3 protein-coding genes are annotated in these 1,583 nt (G+C 32.7%); 2 read left to right on the top strand and 1 reads right to left on the bottom strand.

Features of this window, described 5'->3' with window-relative positions; genetic code table 11:
- Positions 1-388, top strand: a 388-nt coding sequence (locus ELQ35_RS22355) for a pentapeptide repeat-containing protein (protein WP_143253481.1), incomplete at its 5' end; no start/stop codon positions are given.
- Positions 389-446: 58 nt separating this feature from the next.
- Positions 447-956, top strand: coding sequence for a MepB family protein (locus ELQ35_RS22360; protein WP_126867374.1), 510 nt, complete (start codon positions 447-449; stop codon positions 954-956).
- Between the two features lie 129 nt (positions 957-1,085).
- On the opposite strand, the gene arr is transcribed toward ELQ35_RS22360, so the two are convergent.
- Entirely contained in the window at positions 1,086-1,502 is a 417-nt protein-coding gene (arr, locus tag ELQ35_RS22365) for an NAD(+)--rifampin ADP-ribosyltransferase (protein WP_126867375.1), read from the bottom strand.
- Positions 1,503-1,583: the final 81 nt, after the last annotated feature.

Below are 1,583 nucleotides of genomic sequence, written 5' to 3' on the forward strand. Positions count from 1 at the left end.
TGATCTAGTGATGTACCGATTTTCTTCAAATGAGCTGCTGACTTTAGCGAGTGATTTTGTTAGGAGAAATACCATTGATAAAATGCCTGGTGTTCGGAAAATTAAAGAGTTTGACTATGCGAGAGCTGATTGGATGGGCAAAAAGTTAAAGGGAAAAGATTTAAGAGCAACTGATTTTAGGGGAGCCTATTTGATTGCCGCGGACATGAGAAATACGGATTTAAGGGCAGTCAATTTTATCGGTGCGGATTTGCGAGATGTTAATTTCAGTGGTGCTGATCTGTCCACCAGTATGTTTTTGACCCAAATGCAAATTAATTCAGCTAAAGGTAATGTAAAGACAACATTACCCTCTCATATACATCGACCTTCTCATTGGATTAACTAATTTTTTTCATGCTTATTCAAGAATAGGGCCATTTTGCTTGAAATTTAGGAGTGAAGAAATGAATAACTTTTTTACAGCATTAACTTATGTAAATAAAATGATTTATGAGTCGAATCACTTAACTGTAAAGTCAGTTCAAGAAGAAAAGCAAAATTCTAAGTATGGTGCTGGTACATTTCAATTATCTTCTAAAACAGTTCGATTCAGAGTTGCGAATATAACTCCTACCAAAGTAGGGCAGTTTGTTGCATTTTGGGAAAAAGACGAAAATAATAAAAATCAACCCTACTCATATGAGGAAGCCCCTGATTTATTAGTTATAACTACCTTTAAAAATGAAAATGAGTTTGGGCAATTTATTTTTCCAAAAGAAATTCTTTTAAAACAGAATATTCTTAGGTCTACTTCAACAAAGGGGAAAATGGCAATAAGAGTTTATCCTAGCTGGGATAGTCCGAGTAGTAAACAAGCGATGAAAACTCAAAAATGGCAGTTTCCCTATTTTGTTGATATGTGTAATCCGAATAAATTACCCTTAGAAAAAATAATAGAACTATATTCTCTTTAATCCTCTGCAATCGGGCCAGATTGTTGAAAGGGATAGGGTCGGGACATAGCTAAAACAAAACCAAAAAACAATTGTAAACACAAATTGATTTTTGGTTTTCTTGGGTCATGACTTTATAGATTTTAAGGATTAATCGTATATTACATTTTTTCCTTGTTCACTTAACTTTTTTAAAGATGTAAGCATATGATTTATTTCTTCGTCGGAATGTCTTTCCCATGAACTTAATTCGGCTATTATTTTCAAAGGAGATTTAGACCTATAAGAACGTGTTGGGTTTCCAGGAAATCTTTTGTCAGTTAAGTTCGGATCATTTTCAAAATCACCTAATGGTTCTACAATATAAATTCTTTCCTTTGATTTGGATCTTGCTAATTCAGCACCCCATTTAGCAGCATTTAATGTCGCAGTAAAATATATATAGTTGGATTTTTTATCCTGGTAATTTGATAAGTGTTGTGGTACTAATAAATCTCCAATTTTCAGTTCTGCTTTAGTGCCATGAAAAAAAGGACCATTATCTAAGACATCTTTTTTGTCGTTCATACTAATACACCTCTTATATTTTTAGATTTGTATATATGAGCATAATATCGAAATTACAAAAAGAACAGTCTATAAATAACT

Source organism: Peribacillus cavernae, assembly GCF_003989135.1.
In the GTDB taxonomy this organism is placed as follows: Bacteria; Bacillota; Bacilli; order Bacillales; family DSM-1321; genus Peribacillus; species Peribacillus cavernae.